The organism is Pseudomonas sp. R19M (assembly GCF_050312585.1).
Classification (GTDB): Bacteria; Pseudomonadota; Gammaproteobacteria; order Pseudomonadales; family Pseudomonadaceae; genus Aquipseudomonas; species Aquipseudomonas palleroniana.
Window position 1 is genome coordinate 1 of record NZ_JBNPJV010000067.1, and the last position, 22,287, is coordinate 22,287.

The 22,287-nt window shown below is 59.9% G+C and carries 23 protein-coding genes and 1 pseudogene; 7 read left to right on the plus strand and 17 right to left on the minus strand.

Going from position 1 to position 22,287, the window contains the following annotated elements; translation table 11 throughout:
• Positions 1 to 78: 78 nt before the first annotated feature.
• Positions 79 to 1,695, minus strand: a complete 1,617-nt coding sequence (locus ACQRBT_RS14140) for an inorganic phosphate transporter (protein WP_412047385.1) — start codon at positions 1,693 to 1,695, stop codon at positions 79 to 81.
• 328 nt (positions 1,696 to 2,023) lie between these two features.
• Positions 2,024 to 3,046, minus strand: coding sequence for a transporter (locus ACQRBT_RS14145; RefSeq protein WP_060757222.1), 1,023 nt, complete (start codon positions 3,044 to 3,046; stop codon positions 2,024 to 2,026).
• A 1,283-nt stretch (positions 3,047 to 4,329) separates the two neighbouring features.
• Between ACQRBT_RS14145 and ACQRBT_RS14150 the strand changes: the two genes are divergently transcribed.
• Positions 4,330 to 4,938: a methyl-accepting chemotaxis protein gene (locus ACQRBT_RS14150; RefSeq protein WP_413037845.1), complete on the plus strand. Its 609-nt coding sequence runs from the start codon at positions 4,330 to 4,332 to the stop codon at positions 4,936 to 4,938.
• On the opposite strand, the gene ACQRBT_RS14155 is transcribed toward ACQRBT_RS14150, so the two are convergent.
• From ACQRBT_RS14155 to ACQRBT_RS14165, 3 genes are all read right to left on the minus strand, one after another.
• Positions 4,939 to 6,111 (minus strand): sensor histidine kinase, encoded by a 1,173-nt coding sequence (locus tag ACQRBT_RS14155; RefSeq protein ID WP_412047383.1) that lies wholly within the window; start codon positions 6,109 to 6,111, stop codon positions 4,939 to 4,941. It abuts the gene before it with no gap.
• A 182-nt stretch (positions 6,112 to 6,293) separates the two neighbouring features.
• Positions 6,294 to 6,599: a PepSY domain-containing protein gene (locus ACQRBT_RS14160; RefSeq protein ID WP_412047382.1), complete on the minus strand. Its 306-nt coding sequence runs from the start codon at positions 6,597 to 6,599 to the stop codon at positions 6,294 to 6,296.
• A gap of 122 nt (positions 6,600 to 6,721) precedes the next feature.
• Entirely contained in the window at positions 6,722 to 7,873 is a 1,152-nt protein-coding gene (locus tag ACQRBT_RS14165; protein WP_090369019.1) for a glycerophosphodiester phosphodiesterase, read from the minus strand.
• 232 nt (positions 7,874 to 8,105) lie between these two features.
• Between ACQRBT_RS14165 and ACQRBT_RS14170 the strand changes: the two genes are divergently transcribed.
• Positions 8,106 to 8,429, plus strand: a complete 324-nt coding sequence (locus ACQRBT_RS14170; RefSeq protein WP_060757226.1) for a DUF2025 family protein — start codon at positions 8,106 to 8,108, stop codon at positions 8,427 to 8,429.
• Here the strand turns inward: ACQRBT_RS14170 and ACQRBT_RS14175 are convergent.
• Positions 8,426 to 8,749 carry an antibiotic biosynthesis monooxygenase family protein gene (locus ACQRBT_RS14175; protein ID WP_244700278.1) on the minus strand — a complete coding sequence of 108 codons (324 nt, stop codon included), beginning with the start codon at positions 8,747 to 8,749 and terminating at the stop codon, positions 8,426 to 8,428. The genes ACQRBT_RS14170 and ACQRBT_RS14175 overlap by 4 nt on opposite strands.
• The gene (locus tag ACQRBT_RS14180; RefSeq protein ID WP_412047381.1) at positions 8,746 to 9,453 is read right to left on the minus strand and encodes a CTP synthase C-terminal region-related (seleno)protein; all 708 of its coding nucleotides are present in this window, start codon (positions 9,451 to 9,453) and stop codon (positions 8,746 to 8,748) included. Before ACQRBT_RS14180 ends, ACQRBT_RS14175 begins: the two co-directional genes overlap by 4 nt.
• Positions 9,454 to 9,533: 80 nt before the next feature.
• Here ACQRBT_RS14180 and ACQRBT_RS14185 point away from each other — a divergent pair, with 80 nt between their 5' ends.
• Positions 9,534 to 10,418, plus strand: a complete 885-nt coding sequence (locus ACQRBT_RS14185) for a LysR family transcriptional regulator (RefSeq protein ID WP_104994620.1) — start codon at positions 9,534 to 9,536, stop codon at positions 10,416 to 10,418.
• Here the strand turns inward: ACQRBT_RS14185 and ACQRBT_RS14190 are convergent.
• The 5 genes and pseudogenes from ACQRBT_RS14190 to ACQRBT_RS14210 all read right to left on the minus strand — a co-directional run bounded on the left by ACQRBT_RS14190 (position 10,415) and on the right by ACQRBT_RS14210 (position 14,475).
• Positions 10,415 to 10,933, minus strand: coding sequence for a DUF1003 domain-containing protein (locus tag ACQRBT_RS14190; protein WP_060757230.1), 519 nt, complete (start codon positions 10,931 to 10,933; stop codon positions 10,415 to 10,417). The two genes, ACQRBT_RS14185 and ACQRBT_RS14190, sit on opposite strands and share 4 nt — an antisense overlap.
• Before the next feature lie 75 nt (positions 10,934 to 11,008).
• A complete protein-coding gene (locus ACQRBT_RS14195) occupies positions 11,009 to 11,488 on the minus strand; it encodes a methyl-accepting chemotaxis protein (protein ID WP_425226340.1) in 480 nt (159 codons plus the stop codon).
• 78 nt (positions 11,489 to 11,566) lie between these two features.
• Positions 11,567 to 12,370 (minus strand): annotated as a pseudogene (locus tag ACQRBT_RS14200) (PAS domain-containing protein); the annotation flags it as partial.
• Between the two features lie 224 nt (positions 12,371 to 12,594).
• Positions 12,595 to 13,653, minus strand: coding sequence for a diguanylate cyclase (locus ACQRBT_RS14205; RefSeq protein WP_060757231.1), 1,059 nt, complete (start codon positions 13,651 to 13,653; stop codon positions 12,595 to 12,597).
• Positions 13,654 to 13,842: 189 nt separating this feature from the next.
• On the minus strand, positions 13,843 to 14,475 hold the full coding sequence (locus tag ACQRBT_RS14210) for a TetR/AcrR family transcriptional regulator (RefSeq protein WP_060757232.1): 633 nt from the start codon (positions 14,473 to 14,475) through the stop codon (positions 13,843 to 13,845).
• Positions 14,476 to 14,617: 142 nt separating this feature from the next.
• On the opposite strand from ACQRBT_RS14210, the gene ACQRBT_RS14215 reads away from it, so the two are divergent.
• The 4 genes from ACQRBT_RS14215 to ACQRBT_RS14230 all read left to right on the plus strand — a co-directional run bounded on the left by ACQRBT_RS14215 (position 14,618) and on the right by ACQRBT_RS14230 (position 18,921).
• Positions 14,618 to 15,676 carry an MBL fold metallo-hydrolase gene (locus tag ACQRBT_RS14215; protein WP_060757233.1) on the plus strand — a complete coding sequence of 353 codons (1,059 nt, stop codon included), beginning with the start codon at positions 14,618 to 14,620 and terminating at the stop codon, positions 15,674 to 15,676.
• 308 nt (positions 15,677 to 15,984) lie between these two features.
• Complete coding sequence (locus ACQRBT_RS14220) at positions 15,985 to 16,554, plus strand: hypothetical protein (RefSeq protein ID WP_412047380.1); 570 nt, start codon at positions 15,985 to 15,987, stop codon at positions 16,552 to 16,554.
• A 114-nt stretch (positions 16,555 to 16,668) separates the two neighbouring features.
• Positions 16,669 to 18,186 (plus strand): amidase family protein, encoded by a 1,518-nt coding sequence (locus tag ACQRBT_RS14225; protein ID WP_412047379.1) that lies wholly within the window; start codon positions 16,669 to 16,671, stop codon positions 18,184 to 18,186.
• A gap of 153 nt (positions 18,187 to 18,339) precedes the next feature.
• Positions 18,340 to 18,921, plus strand: a complete 582-nt coding sequence (locus ACQRBT_RS14230) for an AAA family ATPase (RefSeq protein WP_412047378.1) — start codon at positions 18,340 to 18,342, stop codon at positions 18,919 to 18,921.
• On the opposite strand, the gene ACQRBT_RS14235 is transcribed toward ACQRBT_RS14230, so the two are convergent.
• The 5 genes from ACQRBT_RS14235 to ACQRBT_RS14255 all read right to left on the minus strand — a co-directional run bounded on the left by ACQRBT_RS14235 (position 18,891) and on the right by ACQRBT_RS14255 (position 22,199).
• On the minus strand, positions 18,891 to 19,229 hold the full coding sequence (locus ACQRBT_RS14235; protein ID WP_412047377.1) for a helix-turn-helix domain-containing protein: 339 nt from the start codon (positions 19,227 to 19,229) through the stop codon (positions 18,891 to 18,893). The two genes, ACQRBT_RS14230 and ACQRBT_RS14235, sit on opposite strands and share 31 nt — an antisense overlap.
• Positions 19,204 to 19,566 carry a type II toxin-antitoxin system RelE/ParE family toxin gene (locus ACQRBT_RS14240; protein WP_412047376.1) on the minus strand — a complete coding sequence of 121 codons (363 nt, stop codon included), beginning with the start codon at positions 19,564 to 19,566 and terminating at the stop codon, positions 19,204 to 19,206. The genes ACQRBT_RS14235 and ACQRBT_RS14240 overlap by 26 nt, the downstream gene beginning before the upstream one ends.
• A gap of 47 nt (positions 19,567 to 19,613) precedes the next feature.
• Positions 19,614 to 19,934, minus strand: a complete 321-nt coding sequence (locus ACQRBT_RS14245) for a helix-turn-helix transcriptional regulator (RefSeq protein ID WP_161549314.1) — start codon at positions 19,932 to 19,934, stop codon at positions 19,614 to 19,616.
• A gap of 93 nt (positions 19,935 to 20,027) precedes the next feature.
• Complete coding sequence (locus ACQRBT_RS14250; protein ID WP_412047375.1) at positions 20,028 to 20,975, minus strand: hypothetical protein; 948 nt, start codon at positions 20,973 to 20,975, stop codon at positions 20,028 to 20,030.
• 54 nt (positions 20,976 to 21,029) lie between these two features.
• Positions 21,030 to 22,199 carry an MFS transporter gene (locus tag ACQRBT_RS14255; RefSeq protein WP_412047374.1) on the minus strand — a complete coding sequence of 390 codons (1,170 nt, stop codon included), beginning with the start codon at positions 22,197 to 22,199 and terminating at the stop codon, positions 21,030 to 21,032.
• Positions 22,200 to 22,287 lie beyond the last annotated feature (88 nt).

Here is a 22,287-nt window from a genome sequence, read left to right on the forward strand (position 1 = left end):
GGGTCAGTCAATGATTTGCTGACTGCACCACCGCTATCGGGAGCAAGCCCCCTCCCACATTTTTTGCCCTGTGTTGTGTCAGAACAGTTGGGTGAACAGCCAGTAGAGGCTGCCCGACAGCAGGATTGCCGCCGGCAACGTCAGCACCCACGCCATCACCAGATTACGGATAGTGCGCATCTGCAACCCACCGCCATTGGCCACCATGGTCCCGGCCACACCGGAGGACAGCACATGGGTGGTCGACACCGGCAAACCGTACATATCCGCCGCGCCGATGGTCAGCATCGCGACCATTTCGGCCGAGGCGCCTTGGGCGTACGTCAGGTGGGTCTTGCCGATCTTCTCGCCCACCGTCACCACAATGCGCTTCCAACCGACCATGGTGCCCAGCCCCAGGGCGATGGCCACGGCGATCTTCACCCACAGTGGAATAAAGCGCGTGGAGTTGTCGATCTGCTCTTTGAACAACTTCAGTTTGTTCTGGGTATCGGCGTCGAAATTGCCGACCTTGCCTTTGTCCATCAAGCGAATGGTTTCGCTGGTCAGGTACATGTCGTTACGTACGTTGCCGACGGCTTCGGCAGGCACTTTGGCCAGGGAGCCGTAGCCTTTGACTTCGTCGCCGATCTGGCCGGCGAGGGCGGCGAGCGCGGGTACCAGCTCCGGCGTGGCTTCCTTGGTGCGTACGTAGGTCGAAAGGATCGGGCGTGGATCACCCGGCAAGATCTGCGGCGCACTTTTCACCAGTGCCGCCTGGGTCACCTCGGCCACCGCCGCGAATTGCAGCGATTGTTCGGCGGGCATGGTGCGGTTCAGCGCGTAGGCCATCGGCAGCGTGCCCACCAGGATCAGCATGATCAAGCCCATACCCTTCTGGCCGTCGTTGGAACCGTGGGCGAAGGACACCCCGGTGCAGGTGGCGATCAGCATGCCGCGAATCCACCAAGGCGGTGGGGTGTCGCCCTTCGGTGCCTTGTACAGCGAGCGGTTTTTCACAAAGGCGCGCAGGGCCAGGAGCAGCATCGCGGCAAAAGCGAAGCCGATCAGCGGCGACAACAATAATGCGTAACCTATCTTGATCGCCTGGCTCCAATCCACGCCGCTGGTGCCGTCACGCCCGTGCATCAGGGCATTGGCCACGCCGACGCCGATGATCGAACCGATCAAGGTATGGGAGGACGACGCCGGCAACCCCAGCCACCAGGTGCCGAGGTTCCACAGGATCGCCGCGATCAGCAGGGCGAAGATCATCGCGAAGCCGGCCGACGAACCGACCTGCAAAATCAACTCGACCGGCAATAACGCAATGATGCCGAACGCCACCGCACCGCTGGAGAGCAGCACGCCGAGGAAGTTGAAGAAGCCCGACCAGACCACCGCAAAATGCGGCGGCAGTGAATTGGTGTAGATCACCGTGGCGACGGCGTTGGCGGTGTCGTGAAAGCCGTTGACGAACTCGAAGCCCAGGGCGATCAACAACGCCACACCCAGCAGCAGGAAGGGCGTCCAGGTGGTGACCACCGTGCCCAGTTCATGCATGTCGTGCATCAGGCTGTAGGCGGTGAACAACAGGCCCATGGCCAGTACCGCGAAGAAAATGATCACCGTGACCAGGCCAGGTTTCTTGTCCAGCCTGGGTTTGGGGTCTGTGCGTGACGCGGTGGTGGAGGCAGTCAGGGAAGGGGTGGCCATGCCGGAGCATCCAGTGTGAGGAGGATGCCGTTCATGATCATTGCTGAATGTTACAGAGATGCTGCCGCAAATCAGTGTTTCGGCCATTGAGCGTACCGCTGATCCCAAAACACCGCCTGATCCTGTGGGAGGGAGCAAGCCCTAATGCCAGTCAGTTAAGGCTTGACGCGGTCATTGTGGGAGGGGGCTTGCTCCCGATGGGCCGCGAAGCGGCCCCAAAAATGGGCCTGCTACGCAGTCCAGCGGGAGCAAGCTCCCTCGCCACATGTTATCCGTCTTCCGCTCTATCGCTTAACTGACTGGTATTAGGGCTTGCTTCCTCCCACACTCAATAGTCTTTGCGTTTTCTGAACGCCCAGCGCCCGGCAATCAGGGTAAACGTCGCCACCAGTGCCACCAGGATCCAGAACCCCTCCGGGTCGGTGGAGAGCGGCACGCCGCCCACGTTCATGCCAAAAAAGCCGGCAATGATGTTGATCGGCAGCGCCAGTACCGTCACCACAGTGAGGGTAAACAGCGTGCGGTTGCTTTGTTCGTTGAGGTTGGCCGCGATCTCTTCCTGCAACAGCTTGATGCGTTCACCCAGGGCCGTGAGGTCGTTGATGATCAGCGCGAACTCCTCGGTGGATTTACGCAACTCCTTCACGTCTTCCTTTTGCAGCCATTGCGGCGGGCGATTGAGCAGGCGCAGCAGCGAGCCCGGCTCCAAGGCCAGCAGGCGTTGCAGGCGCACCAGCACGCGGCGCGCGGCCCCCAGTTCGGCGCGGTTGGTGGACAAGCGCGAGGACAGCAACTGGTCTTCGATCTGGTCGACGCTGAGGCTGGTCTTGCGCACGATCTGTGTCAGCACTTCGCCTTGATCGCGCAATAAATGCACGAGCAACTCCAGAGGGGAGCGGAAGTGTTCACCGGCCTTGACCGACGAGCGCAGTTTGTCCACCGAGTGCAAAGGTTGCAGGCGTGCGCTCACCAGCAAACGGCTACGGGCGCAGACCCACAGCGTGGAAATATCCGATGAAACCATGCTGCTGAAGTTGAACACCACGTCGTTGACCACCGCCAGCAACGCCGAGTCGACGTGCTCGATACGCGTGGAGCGCGAGCCTTCGTGCAGCGCCTCGAAAAACTCCTCGGGCAATGCCAGATGCGCCTGCATCCAACGCTGGCAGGCCGCGTGGGCAAGGTTCAAGTGCAACCACAGGAACTCGTCTGGATCGGACGGTTCCTGCAAGGCCTTGAGCGCGGTGGCCGAATCGATCTGCTCGCCTTTTTCGCCGGGTCGAAAACGAAAACCGTAAAGCAGGCCAAACAGATCGGAATCCTGATGGCCGTGGTCGATGCTGTGGTTCATGGAGGCTCGCAGAGAAAGCGCCTGTAGGACGTTTCACAGGTTCGCGTGGGCGAATCATTGCAAGGATATTTGACAATTTTGTGACCGTTTCAAGGTTCGGGCTGTACGTGAAGACAATTTTTTGACCACTGCTCCGCTAGGCTCAATATGCGTCTGGAACAGCCGATCCAGCGTATGAGTACCCTGTGCAGCAGCGGTGCCTTTGATGACAGGGACGTTGCGGCGTGCATGCGCCATTTCCCTTGTATCGAGGCGTTACCCCGATGAATGTTTTGCGAACCTCCTTGAGAGCACAAATCCTGTCGCTGCTCGGTGGCAGCTTGTTGGCGATGTTGTTGATCGCCCTGGCCTGTTTCAATTTCCTCTCCAATGGGGTGCAGAGTTATCGCAGTTTGATCGAGGGGCCCTTGCTCACCTCACAGCTGATCGATGAAGCCAACCTGCAATTCAAGGTGCAGGTGCAAGAATGGAAAAACGTGTTGTTGCGCGGCAAGCAGCCTCAGGACATGAACAAATATTGGGGCCAGTTCCAGGACCGCCAACGTGATGTGCAAGGCATCCTCACGCGGCTGGTGGCTCAGACCCGGGACGACCCGGCCTTGAGCAAACGGATCGAGACCCTGCGTCAGGAACATCAGCAATTGGGTCTGGCTTACGAAAAAGGGCGTGACGCCTATGTGGCCGCGGGCGCCGACCCGACCGCCGGCGACAACGCTGTCAAAGGTGTGGATCGCGCCGCCAGTGAGCAAATGAGCGCGCTGGTCAGCGACCTGCGTGAGCAAGGCCAGAAACAATCCTTGAGCATCAGCGCCCATGCCGAGCGCACGGTGATGCTGGGCCTGGCGATCATGCTGCTGTCGGGCGTGCTCATCGGTGTGTTCAGCCTGTTCTTGATCAACCGCAATTTGATTCTGCCGATTCGTGGCTTGATCGACTACGTCACCCAACTCAGCCATGGGCGCTTTGCCGAACGCGTCGCCAGTCGCCGTCAGGATGAATTGGGCCATTTGGCTGCGGCGGCCAACACCCTGCGCGACTTTCTGGCCGAAACTTTCAGCCGCCTGCAGCGCAGCGCCACCGATCTGGTCAGTGCCAGCGGTGAGTTGAATTCGATTGCCGGGCAAATGGCAACCGGCACTCATGAACAATTCAACCGCACCGACCAGGTGGCCACGGCCATGACTGAGATGTCCGCCACCGCCCAGGAAGTTGCACGCCACGCCGCCAGCGCTTCGCGTGCGGCGGATGAGGCTGACCAGTCGGCCCGTGAAGGCGGTGAAGTGATGCAAGTGACCATTGCCACCATCGGCCAGATGCGCACTGAAATCCTCAATACCGGCACCATCATCCGCCGCCTGGAAACCGACAGTGTGCGTATCGGCAAGGTCCTGGAAGTGATCCGCGGCATTGCCGAACAAACCAACCTGCTGGCGCTCAACGCAGCCATTGAAGCGGCGCGGGCGGGTGAAGCCGGGCGTGGCTTTGCGGTGGTGGCCGATGAAGTCCGCAGCCTGGCACAACGCACGGCGGCGTCGATCATCGAGATCAACCAGATCATCGAGGCGGTGCAAACCGGTGCGGTGGATGCGGCCGAGGCGATTGTCAGCGGCCAGTCCTGCAGTGACGACAGCGTGTTGAAAGTCACCCAGGCCGGGGAGATGCTCACTCATATCACCCAGGCTGTGGAAGCGATCCGTGACATGAATCGTCAGATCGCCACGGCGGCGGAAGAACAGACGTCGGTGGCCGAAGATATCTCATGCAACATCACCCAGATCACCACGGTTGCCACGGCAAACATGGACAACGTGCAGCGCACTGAAGCGGCCAGCCAAAACCTGCGCAGCTTGTCTGCGCAATTGAATGAAGTGACGGCGCGCCTGGGCGCGTGATCAGGGCAGGGGCAAGTGGAAGCTGAATTGGGTGCCGTGCTGTGCATGGGTGGTCACGTTCAGCTCACCGCCATGGGCGTCGGCAATCTGCTGGACGATATACAACCCCAGGCCCAGGCCGGTCTGGGACGTACCGGGAAGCGGGCGTGAGAAAGGCTGGAACAGGCGCGGCAATGCTTGCTCACTGATCTGACCGGCGTTTTTCACCGCCACTATCAAATGATCGTGCTCGATCTTCGCTGTGACGTACACCGGGCTGGTCCGGTTGCCGTGATGGAGGGCGTTGACGAGCAGGTTGCAGAGCAGTTGCGCCAGGCGCTCGCGGTCGCCATACACGCCGCGCAGTTCGCCGATGTCGGCGTGAATCAGCCGCTGCGGGTGCGCGCTTTGCATCTCGGCCACCACCTGGCCTAGAGCCTCCTGCAAGTCCACGCAGTCGGTGAGGCGCAGGGCAATGCCACTGCCCATTCGGCTACGGGTGAAGTCCAATACATCTTCGACCCGCTGTGACGCACGTTGCGCGTTGGCGAGGATATGGCGCACCAGTGAGTCGGTCGTCGGGTTGGGGTGTTTGTCCAGCAGCCGCTCGGCACCGAAGTTGACGGCAAACAGCGGATTGCGCAGGTCGTGCCCCAGTGCGCCGATGAGTTGCTCGCGCAGCTCGGCGGTGCCGCGTTCTTCCTGCGAGTCGGTTTCAGTTCGTGGCCGGTTTTCTTCGGCTTCGATTTGCAACGAGAGCACCCGGGCAAAGCCCTCCATGATCGATTGGAGGGGGCTGTCACGCAGGGACGCGGGCTTGGGGTCGAGTGCGCAGATCGTGCCGAAGAAACTGCCGTCGGTACGGAATACCGGCACGGCAATATAGCTTTCAAACACGTAGATACGTGGGGTGTGGTGGTTGCGGTAGATCGGATCTTCGCTGGCCTTGTCGATCACGACGCAATCATGTGAACGGTGAATGTCGTAGCAGATCGTGGTGGTCAGGTCCAACTCGCCGCCCACGCCGATGCCGTAGTTCAGTTGATCGAGCACGGCGCATGCGGTCCAGTTATCGTCGGTCACCCGGGATACGGCGGCAAAGCGCAGGCCGGCCATATCGCAGATGACCTTGAGCATCGCGGGCACGGCCCTGATTCGGCCAATCATGGCGACGTCGGCGATCCTTTGCTCCATGCGGCAGCCTCGACCTTGTGGGCGTCAGGCGTTATGCCCTGGCCAGACAGTGAGATTCTACGACCTTGCGCGCCGTAGGTGTCATTTCATCCGAGGGTAGCAAACAGGCTGTGCTTCAGGTGTTCAAACGCCCATAAAAAAACCGCGTCACCCGTAGGTGACGCGGTTTTTATTAGCTCGACTCAAGTGTCTTGCTTGTCTTCCAGCACGGTGCCGGTCTTGGCATCGAGCCTGACTTCAAACTTCTTGCCGGTGGTATCGGTGATGTCCACCTCATACACCAGCACACCGTTTTTGTGGTCCAGCTCGGTATCGGTGATGGTCGCGCCAGGGTGTTTGGCCAGGGCAGCGGCGTTGAGCTTCTGGAAGTCCATTACCTGGCCGGATTTGAGCAAACTGGGAATCTGGTCCGGGCGCACATCAGCTTGGGCCAGGCCGGCAGTCAGGGTCAGGGCGGCGGCGGCGAACAGGGCGGTCAGACTTTTCATCGTGTGTTTCCTTTTTCGGGTGAGCTGTTTAAGTGGGCTCAGGTTATCCAGTGCAACTTAATTCACCCTTAATTAGTTCAAGCCGTTACGCCGTTCGTTCAATCCGCCATGCCCCTGATTTTTTAATAACCGTGATCGGCCAGCAACTGCTTCACGTTCGACGACGGGAAGCGATTGTAGAACTTCAACAGTTCAGCGGCGCGGTTGGTGAAAATGCCATCAACCCCGGCGTCCATGACTTTCTTGAAGTCCACCGGTTCGTCCACGGTGTAGACATGCACCAGCAGGCCCTTGTCGTGGGTCAGCTTGTTCATTTCAGGCTTGACCAGGTCGGTGTAGCTCTGGTCGCCATGGTGGGTCAGCTCGGCCGAAGGGCCGGTGCCGATGGCGCCGAGGCTCTTGGCGTCGTCGACCCATTTTTCGAACTCGGCGGCGTCCTTCGGCTCTTGCTTGGCGTAGTAGGCGGCCTTGGTCGGCTCGCCGGACTCGGCGAATGTCTGCGTGGATTTTGGCTCGATGCTGCCGGCACCGACCCACAGCAGCAAGATTTTCGGAGTGTTGGGCATTTCTTTTTGCAGCTCTTTCAAGCTGTCTTTTTCAAACGTCTGCAACACCACGCGGCCTTTACCCTGGCCGACGCCAGTGTTGCTCTTGCCCAGCTTGGAGCCGGCGGAGCTCAACCAGCCTTTATCCAGCAGCTTGTTTTTCAGGTCGGCTTCGATGCCCGGGAACTGCTTGGGCTCCTTGGTCTCGATGTACAGGCCGGGTTTGTGCTGCGGGTTGCCTTCGGCGATCTTGATGATGTCATCCAGGCTCTGGATTTTCAGGCCCACGAACCCTGGACGGGCGCGGTCCGGGTAGGCGGCGTTGAACCAGCTGCCGGCATCCAGGGTGCGCAGTTCGGCCCAGGTGAATTCGTTGGCCGGGGCATCTTTGCGTTCCGGGAATTTGCTGGCTACGTCGGTGGTGCGTTGCAGGTTGTTGTCGTGCAAGGCGAACAGGACACCGTCCTTGCTGCGCTGCAGGTCCATTTCCAGGTAGTCGGCGCCCAAATCGCGTGCCACCTTGTAGGCGGCGGCGGTGGACTCAGGAGCGTCGTAGGAAGCGCCACGGTGGGCGATGACCGCCGGGTACGGAATGCCTTCGCTTGTCGCCAATTCAGCCGGGCTGATCGGTTCGGCTGCCTGTGCGGGGCCAAGGCCGAGCATCAGTGCGAGCATCAAGGCACTGCCGATAGTGGTGGGCACCGGGCCGTTGGAAAACGTGACAGGCATATGCGAAGTCCTTTCGTGGAGGTAACTTTGAGAAGGCGTCCTTTTTAACAATTGATTGCGAATGGCGCTATCACCAAACCGACATTAACGTGCGCACGGGCCGATTTTTGGGTTTTTTTGTGCAGTCTTGCAGTACTCTTGCCCCAAGCTGCCCCGTCAGAGGGCCGAATTTTTGTGCCACGCGTGTAAACCATCTTTCCAGTCCCAGTGGGACTTTTCAGTGAGGTTTACCATGCGCATCACCTCCGAGCTTATCTGCCAGGCCGCCGACCAACTCCACGGTTTTGTCGGCCTTAACCGTAAAAGCGGCCAGTACATCGTGCGTTTCAGCGAAGATGCCTTTGGCATGGACGTGGCCGATGACGGCATCATCCCGACGGCCGAATTTGTCTGGTTGCCCGCGGTCGACCACACCATGACCTTGTCCCGCGAGCGCATTCAGTTGCTGTTGGATCAAAATATCGATGACCGCCTCAACATCACCGAGCCGTTGCGTGTGTATATGCGCCGGGTGGAAATCCCGCCGATCAGTGCCTTGCGCAGTCTGGTCAGTTAATTGCGCGCAAAACCGTAGGCCCGCTCCACCTTGCACACCCGCGTTTGAAACGCCGAGTACCAGGTGGCGCGGCCTTGTTCGCGCACCGCACAATGTTCTGCCTGCTGCTTCCAGGCCAGGATGGCCGCCTCGCTGCTCCAGTAGGACACGGTGATGCCCAGGCCGTCTTCGCGTGCCGATTCCACGCCGAGGAACCCAGGTTGTTCACGTGCCAGTTCCAGCATGCGTGCAGCGGCCTCGCCGTAGCCCTGATCACCCTCGGTGCGCAGGGAGCTGAAAATAACCGCGTAGTAGGGCGGGGACGGGGTAGTGGCGATCATCGCGACGCTCCTTGGCAAGCTTGCAGCAACGCTGTCGCCAGTGGCGGTGGGGTGCCTTTGAGGGCTGCCCGCTCCGGCTGGAACAGGGTGGCGACGAAAAACGGATGGTCCAGCAGCTCCACGGCGCGCAGATCGCCTGCCGAGTCATGGCCGCTGGCAATCAGGTCGCCTTCAAGCAGCGCGTTGGCGAACTCGGGGTTGATGCCATAGCGGCAGCGATAGCCTTCATCGATATCCAGGGCGCCGTAGGCCTCGGCAATGCGGGTGTAAGGCGTCAGGCGCACGCTGTCGGTCGCCTCTACCAGGGCGCAGCTCAGGGGGGCGATCACGGCGCGCTTGGCATCGGGCGCCAGTTCGCCATGTTCGGCATCCGCCCAGCCCAGCACATGGCGCGCATATTCCAGCACGGCGTGTTGAAAACCGCCGCAAGTGCCGAGGAAAGGGCGCTTTTGCTCGCGGGCAAATCGAATCGCCCGCAGTGCGCCGTCGGCGTCGCGATAGGGGCTGGCGGGCACGCACCAGAAGCCATCGAAGCGGTGCAGGGCTGTGTGTGGTGTGAGGGTGTCGGTATCCAGCCACTGCACGTCAATCTTGAGTTTCAAGGCGTCGGCCGCTTGTTGCAAGGCGATCGGAATGGCCTGGTGGGCAGTCACGTCGGGGTTGTAGTCGCCGATCAGGGCGAGGTGCAAAGCGCTGGGTTTCATCGGGTACGGCCTATGGCTTGTGGTGTTCTGGGGCGCACTATAGATTGGCGTTCACGCAATCAATATTGGCGTTTGCCCACATGCTCAATGCAGCGACGCACTATTCAATCGACTATCCCGACCTGTCACTGATTCTCGCGCTGGTACGCGGTGGCACTCTGGCGCGGGCGGCGACATTGCTGCGGGTGGATGTGTCCACGGTGTTCCGCGCCGTGCGCCGGTTGGAAGCCGCCTTGGGCCAGACGTTGTTTGAAAAAAGCCGCAGCGGTTATTTGCCTACCAGCCTGGCAAGCCATCTTGCGCAACAGGCCGAACGTGCCGAGCAGGCCCTGGAGGCGGCGCGTATCGGTGTGGAGCAGGGCGGTGAAGTGATCAGCGGCACGGTGCGCCTGACCTGTACCGATTCGGTGTTGCAAGGCTTGCTGTTGCCGGCCCTGGCGCAGTTCATGCCCGAGTACCCGGCGCTGACCCTGGAGTTGAGCACCTCCAATGATTTCGCCAACCTCAGTCGGCGTGATGCGGATATCGCCCTACGCCTGACCAGGACGCCGCCGGAGCATCTGGTGGGGCGCTGCCTGGGCACCGTCCGCTATCAAGTGTGTGCCAGCGCCGAGTATGCGCGCCGGCACGCGGGGCGTGAGTTGGCCGACCTGGCCTGGATCGCACCGGATGATTTTCTGCCGGATCACCCCACGGTGACCTGGCGCCGCGAGCACTTGCCGGGTGTACGCCCCAGCTACCGCTGCAACAGTATGTTGTCGGTGACCGAACTGGTGCGCACGGGATTGGGCGTTGCAGCGCTGCCGGACTTTCTATTGGGCGATGGCCTGCAACCCCTGAGCCCTGCATTGGAGGGGCGTGACACCGCGCTATGGCTGCTGACGCGCCCGGATTGTCGGGCGCTGCGCTCGGTGGTGGCGTTGTTCGATGAGCTGGGACGGCATGTACGCTGGCCGCGGCGTTAGGTTTTTCGCACAAACTGCTCATGCATTTCGCACGTCAGGGTTTCGATACGCTCGGTCAGTTGCTTGGTCATTTCCGTCAGCCGGGTGTTTTGCTCCAGTAGTTCCAGCAGCTGCCTGGTGGTCTGCGCGGCCTGGGCCTGGCGCTCGGTATTGGCGATGGCCAGGGCTTCGCGGTGTTGCGCATCGGCGTCGGACTGGGCTTTGTCTCGCGCCGCCTGGCGTGTCTGGGCCAGCAGGATCAGCGGTGCGGCGTAGGCTGACTGCAGGCTGAAGGCCAGGTTGAGCAGGATAAACGGGTACACGTCGAAGTGCGTGACGCCGCTCATGTTCAGCGCGACCCACAACACCACGATTGCGGTTTGCGCGCCGAGGAAGGTCGGCGTGCCAAAGAAGCGTGCAAAGGCTTCCGCCTTGAGGGCAAAGGTATCGTTGCCGAAGGTCGGCGCGAGGTGAGCGTGGCCTCGGTGAAAGCGCAGGTGGTCGACCGGCGCGGCTTCTGGTTTGTCTGGGGTCATGGCGGGGGCGAATCCTTGGCGTGAACACAGTCAGCACTATAAACCGAGCCCCCGGCCAGGCACATGAAGAACGAGTCAGCTGTGGCCCCGCTCATTGGCAAACGCACTGACCGCCTGCACCGCCTCGCCGGTGCCTTCGCGAATCTGCAGGATTACCGTGCCGGCCTGGTTGGCTAGCTCCACGCCCTGAGCGGCGCGGTCACGGGTCGTGCCCATGCTGTCGATGGCTTGGCGGGTTTCTTCCTGGATCATCGCAATCATGTTGGAGATCTCCGTCGTCGAGCCGCTGGTGCGTGCTGCCAATTGCCGCACTTCATCGGCCACCACGGCAAAACCACGGCCTTGCTCGCCTGCACGTGCGGCCTCAATGGCGGCGTTGAGGGCCAGCAGGTTGGTCTGGTCGGCAATGCCACGAATAGTATTGACGATAGCGGTGATCTGCTGCGAACGCTCGCCGAGCTTGGCGATCAGTTGCGAAGAGGCATCAATGTCCACGGCAATTTCACGCATGCCCGTGGCGGTTTTCTGAATCACTTCAGCGCCTTTTTCCGCCATGTCCTGTGTGTTCAGGGACAGGTGGTAAGCCTGTGCAGCGCTTTGCGCATCGGCGGCATGTTGCAGTACCCGGGCGGTCACGTCCGAGGCGAACTTGACCACTTTGCACAGGCGTCCGCTGGCGTCGTACACCGGGTTGTAGTTGGCCTCCAGCCACAGGGTCTGGCCGTGTTTATCGATGCGCTCGAACTGGCCGTTGAACAGTTCGCCCTGGTTCAGACGGTTCCAGAACGCACTGTATTCCGGGCTGTTGGCCAACTCCGGTTTACAGAACAGGCGGTGATGCTTGCCCTGGATCTGCGCCAGGGTGTAGCCCATGCGCTGCAGGAAGTTCGCATTGGCGGTAATGATGGTGCCGTCGAGGTTGAACTCGATCATCGCCATGGCACGGTCGATGGCTTGCAGCTTGGCATTGGCTTCGCTTTCGGCCTGCAGGCGCGGGGTGACGTCCATGGCGTACTTCACCACTTTGATCACGCTGCCGGACTCATCGCGTACCGGGTTATAGCTGGCCTCCAGCCACACCGACTGCCCATCGCCGGCGACTCGCTCAAAGGTGCCGGACTGGAATTGGCCATTACGCAGGTGCGTCCACAACTGGTTGTACTCGGCGCTGCGGGCGAACGCCGGGGTGCAAAACATCCGATGGGGCTGGCCCAGGATCTGCTCGGCGCGGTAGTTCATGGTCTTGAGGAAGTTGTCGTTGGCCCGCAGCACGCGACCTTGCAGGTCGAATTCGATCACCGCCATGGACCGCTCGATGGCGTCCAGCAGGCTGGCTTGCTGGGCGTTGGTGTGCTGCAGGGTACTGATGGTTTTTTTATGGGCGTTGAATAGCATGTCGGGGGGCTCGGGCAAGCATGCGTAGGAGAAGGCATCCATGTATATGCGCCTGACCCCGTAGGGCGCGGGGCCTCACGGTTGACGTGCTCATTGTCAGCTTCCTTGTGCTGACAGCGGGAGTGGAACAGCGGATTCAGAGTGTTCAGCTTGCCAAGAAGTTCGCCCCTGGAGCAGGACCATTATCGGGCAGCCGACCAATGGCGGCATTATGCTATTGCTTTGGCGCTGCGACAGAGGATTCAGACGGGAAGTTGTAGGACAACTCAGGCGGAACAGGCGACCGCGTATTCACTGACCTTGACCCGGTTGCGCCCGGTTTTCTTGGCCACATAGAGGGCACGGTCGGCGGCGTTGAGCCACATGACGGCATCGCTGAAAACCGGTTGGAAGTCCGCCAGGCCGATGCTCAGGCTGATGCGCAACTCGGGGATCTGCGGGTTGCGATAGTTACTGAAGGTTTCACGCATGCGCTCCATGACGAGCACCGCTTCCTGCAGGGGCATCTTCGGAAGAATCACACAGAATTCATCGCCGCCGTAACGCCCTGCGAAGTCGTTTTCCCGCAGGTGCTGGCGCAATAGTTGGCTCAGTTGGCGCAGCACGGTATCGCCGACGATATGGCCGTGAGTGTCATTGATCTGCTTGAAGTGGTCGATATCGATCAATGCGATGGTGGCCTGGCCTTGTTGCTGCTGGCACTTATGGAACTTGAGGTTCAGCAGGTCTTTCCACGAGCCGTGGTTGAGCAGGCCGGTCAGGCTGTCGATACGGCTAAGGGCGCTGAGGGTGCGTTTGTGCTCCGACAGTTTGATCGCCAGTTGATAGCAGACCATGCCGATGGCCATCGGGTAGAGCGTCAGCATCGGCAGGCAGGTGTAGACCTGGACGGGGCTGACATTGGGATTGAACGTGATCCCAAAGCACCACCACGCGATGCCGATTCCGCCCGCTTGTGCCACCAGCCCGCGCAGGAACAAACGCTTGCCGCCCGCCGCGACGTTGTTCATGGTCATCATCGACAGAATGGTCACGGTTGCCAGTGGTGTGAATTGGATGGCCGCGGCCCAGAAGCCTCCAAACAGTGAGTCATAGAGCATGTTGCGTTGCTCGGCCTGATAGGGGAAAGGCGAGCGGGTAGAAAGCAGGTAGGCCACATGTGCCCAGGCATACCCGTTGAACAACAGCAAGGCCCACACCCAGCCGGGCATCGACAAGGGGGACAACGCTCCGATCACGCTGATGCTGCCGATACCCAGGCCGATAATCCTTGGCTTGTAGATACGCCTGGCAAATGAAAGCCCTTTGCCTCGTTTGTTTTCCATAGGTCTTGGGTCAGCTCTGTTTTTGCAGATACGGCAGCAAGTGTCAGTGGTTTAAACCGCTGATCGGATTAGGGATGTGAATATTGTCAGTGATTCGTGTGGGAATAATTAGTGTCCTTCCAGGCCATTTGTGCCGAGAAGCGTACGAATACATTAAAAGCGACCTTAAGTGTCGTTCCAGGGCAAGTATCAGCGCAGGTGGGCCGAAGGTATTTCGTAGCCCGCCAGGAACAAGTCGATTGCCGACTCGATAACATGGGCCTGGGCGGCGGTGTCGAGGGTGGGTTGGCCCAGGGTGATCTGCGGCCAGAAGGCAAAGGCCTTGAGCAGGCTCTGGATCTGGTGGGCGGCAAAGGCCGGGTCGGTGCAAGACAGGCGGCCATCGTCCCGCGCTGCTCGCACCCACTGGGTAAAGCCTTCTTCACGCTGGCTCAGACGGTTGACCATGTCTTGGGCACGTTCCGGTGAATGGATGGTGGCGGCGATGGCAACGCGGGCCAGATCTAGAAAATTGGTGTCCGACATCATCTTCATCTTCGCTTCCAGCAGCCCGCGCAATTGCTCGCGCAGCGGGCGGTCGCTGGTGTAGATCACATCCAGTTGCGCGACGGTGCTGGCCCAGAGCTGGTGGAGGATCTCTGCGAACAACTCTTCCTTGCTGGGGAAATGGTTGTACACCGTGCGCTTGGAAACACCGGCGGTGGCGGCGATCTTGTCCATACTGGTGACCTCGAACCCATTTGCCCGGAACTCGGCGATGGCCGCCGCTACGATAGCTTCGCGTTTGCGGTCAGTGAGGCGTTGAGGTGCAGTCGCAGTCATGGATGGCATTCGGCTCTGAAAGGAAAATTACACTGAGTAGTTTACTTGCTCCGAGATTTGTTGCAATGTAGAAACTACACTGTGCAGTGTAAGTTTGCCGCGCAGTGTAATTTATGCGCGGACCCCCAGGAGTCACTCTGCAATGGCCACCCTCTCAACCCGACTCGACCCGGCGCCGGCAGCGCTCAAACCTGCCGAGCAGGACCAGGGACACTTCAGCAACGACGCCCCGGTACAGCACGGTGGTTTTGGCAAGACGTTGCGTATTTTCTGGAACATGCTGTTCAACAAACCGCGCAGCACGCGTCCGGTAGGCGCGATCCCGGTGCAACCGCTGACCCGCGAGCAATTGTTGGCCGCCCCGGACCACAGCGTGTTCCGCCTGGGGCATTCCACCGTGCTGCTGAAAATGCGCGGTAAGTTCTGGCTAACCGACCCAGTGTTTGCCGAGCGCGCCTCACCGTTCAGTTGGGCCGGCCCCAAGCGGTTCCACCAGCCACCTATCAGTCTCGAAGAGCTGCCGCCATTGGAGGCGGTGATTCTTTCCCACAATCACTACGACCACCTTGACCGCAAGGCGGTCGTGCAACTGGCCGACAAGACGCGATACTTTCTCGCGCCATTGGGCGTGGGGGACATCCTGATCAAATGGGGCGTCGACACCAGCAAAGTGCGTCAGTTGGATTGGTGGCAGGGCACCGAGGTGGAGGGCATACGTTTTGTCGCCACCCCTGCGCAACATTTTTCCGGGCGCGGCCTGTTCGATGCCAACCAGACGCTGTGGTGTTCCTGGGTGATGATCGATGGCCCGCGGCGGATCTTTTTCAGCGGCGATACCGGCTATTTCGACGGTTTCAAACGTATCGGCGAGCAGTACGGTCCGTTCGACCTGACGCTGATGGAAACCGGCGCCTACAACGTCGACTGGCCCCACGTGCACATGCAGCCGGAGCAAACCCTGCAAGCGCATATCGACCTCAAGGGCCGTTGGCTGCTGCCCATCCACAATGGCACCTTTGACCTGGCATTCCATGCGTGGCACGAGCCCTTCGATCGCATCATGGCCCTGGCGTGGGAGCGCAGTGTGTCGATCACCACGCCGGCGATGGGACAGATGTTCAATCTGAACCAGCCGGAGCGTGGGCATGCATGGTGGCTGGACGTGGAAACCCAAGGCACGCAAGAGCCGCTCGTGAGCTGAACACCGAGGTAACCGAAAAAGGATTTTTCAGCGTGTTTCAGCGCTGCGACAGCGGCAGGAAGAGGGTGCGATGATCCCCGAAACATCATGCTTCGGGGGTAATTCTGATGGAAGACAAGTGTAGGAAAATCTGGCCGCAGGCTTCGCCTTGCCGGCCTGGGCAATTGTTGCCAGCGTTCGCAGAACCCTGTGCACCGCCCGCTACAGCGTCCAACGCTCCTGCCGACAGTGCGAGCCCCCGCGGTATTGCTTTCGATACCGACTCCCACCCCCATGCGCCAATCGGTGTGCTCATCCCCGGATACAGCGTGCCGGGGTCTTCCATCAAACCCGTGCGTGACCCTTCGTTATCACTGATCGCCTTGAGTGGCGTCGAGCCCGAGACGCCGGTGATGGTGGCGGTGCCGCTGGTGCGGAACAACAGCTCGTTCGCCACCGCGCAATCACTGGCGGGGTGGCGTTTAGGCTTTGCCGACCGCTATGTCCGTAGTAGTGATCACGAACCGATTGAGCACAGTGTCGCCTTCCTGTGTGCACTGGACACCCTGCGTCAGACCGCTGTGCAGTTGGTGCCGGTGGCCGCACAACGCATGGATGACACGGCCAGGTTTTGCGCGCATACCCGTAATGAAATCGACGACCTCACGTTGGCATATCGTCTTGATGCCCTGGTGTCTGATGGCAGCAGCGCGGCCTTTCATGGTGCTTGCGGGAGCGGCTATCCACGCCTGGAGGCACCGCTCGAAGGTGGGGGCACGCTGTACTTCTACGGCTCGCGCCGGGCACGGGATTCGCTGATGGCATTGGTGCAGGGCTACAAAAATAAGGTCGCTTGCCTCGCGGCGGGCAGGGCGCAAACTACCGCTGGTGTTGAGTAATCCCACGCTGTGAACGGGCTGGGTCTCGCTGCTGGGAAGGAGGGATGTTTTTAGACTGACGTACGGATCAACGTTGATTCGTTGTTATTTCTTACCCTTCCCTGGAGGTGATTCATGTTTGGAATTGGCCATGGTCTGAATGTGTTTGTCAGTCACGCTGCGCCGTTTGTAGCCGCGCAAAAGTCCAAGACGGCGTCGAACCCTGTTCCGCCCGGAACGGAGTACGCCACGGTTCAGCAACTGGGCGAGCAAATGGGCAGGCCCGGAGCGTTCACCTCGGCAGATTTGGTCGGTTACCTGCAAGCGCGTATCCGCACGCTGGACCCTGCGTTGAACTCGGTGATTGAGCTAAACCCCAAGGCCCTGGAAGCGGCCCGCGAGCTGGACCGCGAACGCGCCAGCGGCAAGGTGCGGGGGCCGTTGCATGGCATTCCCATCCTGGTCAAGGACACCGTGGAAGTCGAAGGCATGCAAGCCAGTGCAGGGGCATGGGGGCTTGTCGGGGCACCCGTCAGCAAGAATGCCACCATCGTTCAGCGCCTGATCGATCAGGGCGCGGTGATTCTGGGCGCCACCAACCTGACTGAAATGGCGGGGTTTCGTGGCGGCCCCGATGGCTACAGCAGCCGCGGCGGCCAAACTCGCAACCCGCATGGTGCGGATGCGGACGTGGGCGGCTCCAGCTCCGGCTCGGCTGCGGCGGTCGCGGCTGGGCTGGCACCCCTGGCAGTGGGGACCGAGACCAACGGTTCGATCATCGTGCCGGCGGCGCTCAATGGTGTGGTTGGCCTCAAGCCCAGCGTCGGTTTGTTGAATCGCGAGGGGATCATGCCTGCCAGCCGGCGGCAGGACACGCCGGGGCCGATGACCCGTTCGGTTTTGGATGCCGCGCTGATGCTCAACGCCATGACCAACGACCCCCAAGCTCCTGCCGGAGCGCAGGCTGTCGATTACACCCGACAACTGGTGCCAGGCGCCTTGCTCGGCAAGCGTATCGGTTACCCCACGACGTTTTCCGACGGCGCTACAACCCTGCCGGTGGTTAACAGCGAACAGTTCAACCAGACACTGGAAGTACTGCGCAAACAAGGTGCGATTCTGGTTCCGATCAACATGCGCCTGGCCGATGCTTCACGCTACGACGAACTGCTGCTCGGCGATGTGAAGGAAGAATTGAACGGCTATCTGGCCAAGCGAGAGGGGCTGCCGGTCAAGTCGCTCAAAGAGCTGATCAGATTCAACGATGCGCGTGAGGGGACACAGGCCGATCACCAGCCTGTTCTCAAAGAGATCGACGCATCCACCCTCACACCGGAACAACGCCAGGCAGCTTGGGATGAACTTCTCCGGGATTTTCGCGGTACGGTGGATGAGCCCATCAAAGAGCATAATCTGGATGCCATCGTGTCGGATTTCGACAGCAACAGCTACTTTGGCGTTGCAGCTGCTGGCTACCCGGGAATCACGGTCCCCTCGGGCGCGACCGAGGACGGCCTGCCTGGCAGCGCCTACTTTTTCGGCACCGCCGGTTCTGAAGCTCAACTGCTGGCCGTGGCGTATGGCTATGAGCAGGGTTCCGAGGCCGCCATCAAGCCGAAGCTTTCGACCCCGCATGCACTTGCCAACTCGTAGCGTGCTGCCGGGCTGTGGTGTGACAGCCTAGGGCCCAGGGCCAGGCGCGCACGTTCGCAGGCGTGCTGGTTTTTGCCTCAATGATGCGCCGGGCAGTTGCAACTTAAGGTTTGGCGTATCGACGGTCAGACTCAGTGCCGAGGAAAGAACACCATGGCCTACAGAATTCACATCCTCGGCGCTGCGGGTGCCGGCACCACGACCCTGGGCAAGGCCATGGCCGAACGCCTGGGGGTTGCCTACTTCGATTCGGATTTCTTCTACTGGCAGCAAACCCCCGACCCTTTTACCGTTGCCCGGCCCCGGGATGAACGCATCCGCCTGCTACAAGAGCAGACGGCGGGCCTGCAAAGCTGGGTGCTGTCAGGTTCGCTGTGCGGTTGGGGCGATCCGATGCTCCCGCAGTTCACCCACGTGGTGTTTCTGCGTCTGGACACCGAAACCCGCCTGCATCGATTGCGCCTGCGAGAAATGCAACGCTACGGCGATGAAGTGCTGGAGAGCGGCAACCGCCACGCCAACAGCCTCGCCTTCCTCGTCCTGGCCGCCCGTTACGACGACGGCAACCACAGCCTACGCAGCCTGCGTCGGCATGAGACCTGGTTGAAGGCCCTGAGCTGCCCGGTGATCCGGCTGGATGTCAGGCACCATTCGGTTGAGGCGTTGGTGGGGCAATTGCTTGAAAGGTTGCGTGAAATCAGTGTTCAAGCAAATAACACTTCAATTCGACCCTGAACACGCGACGCGGGAGCGGTGCTGATGACAATTTGCACATCACGCCCTAGCAGCGACAAGCATTCCAACATCTTGGCCTCACTGATGCCTCGGAATTTTCCACGAAGCATTTCCGACACTTTGGGTTGTGACAACCCGAGAATCACTGAAGCCTGGGATTGAGTGAGATTACGTGCCTTGAGGATCTCGCCGATTTTGGCTGCGAGCTGCGCCTTGACCTGCATTTCGGCAGCGTTGGGCTGACCAATATCCTCATAGACATTGCCGCTGCTTTCTTCGATCTCAATGGTTTCGTGATGCTTGTGCATGATCCTGCGCCGCCTTGAGTCGCTGTTTGATCAGTTGTATGTCGTGCTGCGGGGTTGCAATGCCTTTTGTGGATTTTTTCTGAAAACAATGGAGGACATAAACAGCGGAGCCAAACCGAACGGTGTACACCCCTCGATAAGTGTTGCCGTCGAAATCCTCGACGATCTCCAGTAATGCGTTACCTCCAAATCCTTTCAATGCTTTTGTTTGTGAATGTCTTCCACCTTCTTGAGCAAGATGCAGTGCAAAACCGAAAATGTCTTGAACTGGACCTGGCATCAACTGAAGGTCTTTTTTGCTGGCGCCCACCCACAGCAGTGGCTTCCATGAGCTCATGAGAGATTATACCTAAATAGGGATAAGTGGCAGTGCAGGTAAAAAATTTACTCTGCTGTCTCATGAACGACCTGGAGCGTTGGCTGAGGCGTACCGCCCCGCACACTCATCCCCCAACCCGGCGCAAACCCCGGGAAGAACACCAACCCTTCGGCCTCCAGGCGAAACGCCAATGCCAGGCGGGTGTCATCACCCACGTCGCCCTGGCTTTCAAACTGTTGAAGCGCCTGCACCGTCACACCTGCCAGGCGGGCCAGTTGTTCCTGGCTCCAGCCCAGCATGGCGCGGGCCTGCACGCTGTGTTTGGCGGTGAATTGGTGCAGGACGATCTGCTGTTCTACGAAAGAGCTCATTGCCAGAGAGGACATGGGGTTTCTCCAGGTTCGACGGGGGAAGGCAAACTATACTGTGTTTTTGTACAGTTGTTTTGACCGCTCATCAACTGGATTCTGGACAACCCACTATTCCACCCCCGGCGCCTCCCGAATGATCAGGTGATCCAGGTTTTCAATATTCGCGCTGAACACCCCGAACGTCTGTTCGGGGTTCTTCTTGCTGGGCACCTGTTTGAGCGTCGGCGTCACCCCGTAGAAGAAGCAATACAACGCCTGCTCACTGTCCACTGCTGCCTTGATCTGCTCCAGGAACGCTTTGCGCTTGCGATAGTTCTCGATGAGTTTTTTGCTCAGGTAGACGTTGACCGAGTAGGGCTTCTTGTCGAGCCACACTTTCTTTTCGAAGTCGATGCGAAAGCTGCTGGTGTAGTCCTTGATCGCCTTGATCCTGCCCCAGTAGATCAGGCCCTTGTTGTCTTGCAGGTATTCGATTTTCTTGAAAAACGTCCAGTAGGTTGCCGTGTGATCGCCGATCTTCAACGGCATGCGCTTGAGCTTGTCCTTGTCGTCGATATTCGACACATAACATTCCACCGGGTGGGCGAAGACGCTGGTTTTTTCCGGTGCGGCATCGGTGGTGCCGACGAGCGCACCGGGCCGGGTTGGCGATGGCTGTGTTGAGTCTTGCGCAAGGTTTCCCTCAGTACCCGCCAGCGGTTTCTTGCGTTCGTACTGACGCCGCGTCAGTACAAACTCCGATGGGAAGTTGTCCTCTCGCTCGTCGTCGTGTTCACCCGTCGCCGGCTTGTGGGTGCTGGCATAGCGGCAGCCGTCGATATGCCGGGTGCTGGTCTTGTTCTTGAAGTGCGGTGTGCGCTGATAATTGACGTTTTTGGCGTTGAAGGTACTCAGCGCATTCCCCGTGTCGAATGCCCCACGGCATTCATCGTTGGGGCACAGGAAGCGGTCCTTGTCGGAGTCGAAGTCAGCGGTTTCGTCGAAATTCAGGTCTCGTACATCGTAGATCGACAGCTTGTCATCGAGACTCAGGCTGTAGGCCGTGTCGAATTTCATGGGGCTCGGGTCCGTGAGATGTTTCGCTATTAATAGCGGGATCCAGCGCAAATATCAGCAAGAACCTGCTACCCGTCGCCCACTCAAGAAGCACAAGGTGCCCCCGACCGCAGTCAGTACGCCGAGGGCATAGAACATGCTGGTAGGGGCGGCGTTGATCAATAAATATCCACATATGACCGGGCTCATTGCCCCGCCGAACGCTGCCAGGTTTTGCGCGCCGTAGTAACTGCCGCGCAGCGCATCCGGGGCGATGGTATCGATAAACAGAAATTCCGACGGGTAGATGATCATCTCGCCCAAGGTGAACACAAACATCGCCAGGCACCAGGTGAGCAGGCTGTCTGCCAGGCTGAAACCGACCAGCCCGAGGATGAACAGCAAGGTGCCCAGCACGATCCAGTAGCGCAGTTGTTCGCGTTTGAGAAAGCGGCCGATCTGGTACTGCATCAGAATCACGGTGATAGCGTTGCAGGCCAGCACCGCAGACAGAATCTTCAACGCGTCGGCAGGCTTGTAGGCCACCAGCAGAAATTGCGACAGATACAATGTATAGCGCCCGTGGACAATGGTGCTCAACAAGCTACCGCCGGTGAACAGGATCAGCGTGCGGTCGCTGCGCAACGTGCGCAGGGTCGTGAGAAAACTCAAGGGCTTGTTGCTGTCATCCTGTTGCGTCGGCGGGATGCCGATCATCAGGAACAGGCTGCCAAACGCAATGGCACTGGCGATCAAAAAGGGCGCCAGTTGCATGTGACCGGCAATCACCACACCAAGCATCGGGCCCGTGGCGTAGCCAACGTTGGTCAAGGTGTAGCGCAGCGAAAATACCTTGGCGCGCTCCGCCACCGGCAGGTTCTCGCTGATGATGGCTTTGGAGCCGATCAGGAACAGCGCCGACGCCGCCTCGGTGATTACAAGGGTCAAGGTGGTGAGGTAGAGATTGCTGGCAAAGGTCAGCAACAGAAAACCGATGGAGCTGGACAGCATGGCCAGGATCAACAGCTTGCGCTTTTCCAGGCGGTCGATGATGTAGCCGCCGTACAGGCCGAGCAACGTGGCGGTAAACACGGCAATGCCCATCAGCAGGCCGATGTCTTGCTGGTTGAGGCCCAGCCGGGTGCTCAACAGCAGCGCCAGCAACGGGCTGGTCATGGCACGGCTGACCACGATGGTCACCGAGCAAATCATCAGGCGACGGATTACCAAAGAGTAGGTGGGCACGGTGGGGCGAGCGTCCTTGTTATTGCTTTGAGACAACACCGGTCGAATGGGAAAACAGACCGCCTGTGGGAGCGAGCAAGCCGCTCCC